Raw genomic sequence first — 488 nt, 5'->3', positions numbered from 1 at the left:
GGTGGCTACACCTGGCACCGTTTCGATACCTCGCGCTCGGTCAATTACGGCATGCAATCAGATCGCGAAACCGCGAAATACAGCGCGCGCACCGAGCAGGTGTTCGCCGAGGCGGGTTACAGCGTGAAGGCTGACTGGGTCAATCTGGAGCCGTTCGCCAACCTGGCGTACATCAACTTCCAGAACAACGGTATCTCGGAAGACGGCGGGGCAGCGGCGCTGCACGGCGACAAACAGCACACCGACGCCACGGTGTCGACGCTGGGGCTGCGAGCTGATACCCAGTGGCAGGCGAGCAAAACCACTTCGGTGGCGCTGCGCAGCGAGCTGGGCTGGCAGCATCAGTACGGCGATTTGGATCGCGGCACCGGGCTGCGCTTCAACGGCGGCAACTCGCCGTTTGTGGTGAACAGCGTGTCGGCCTCGCGTGACGGTGCGGTGCTGAAAGCCAGTGCAGAGGTGGCGGTGAACAAGAATGCCACGCTGTC

General features: G+C 63.1%; 1 protein-coding gene. It reads left to right on the top strand.

Annotated elements, in window-relative coordinates:
- Positions 1–488, top strand: a 488-nt coding sequence (locus BEI65_RS26600) for an autotransporter outer membrane beta-barrel domain-containing protein (RefSeq protein WP_157765486.1), incomplete at both ends; no start/stop codon positions are given.

This window comes from Serratia sp. BW106, assembly GCF_002607755.1.
In the GTDB taxonomy this organism is placed as follows: domain Bacteria; phylum Pseudomonadota; class Gammaproteobacteria; order Enterobacterales; family Enterobacteriaceae; genus Serratia; species Serratia proteamaculans.
This window is presented reverse-complemented; position numbering and strand designations above follow the sequence as displayed.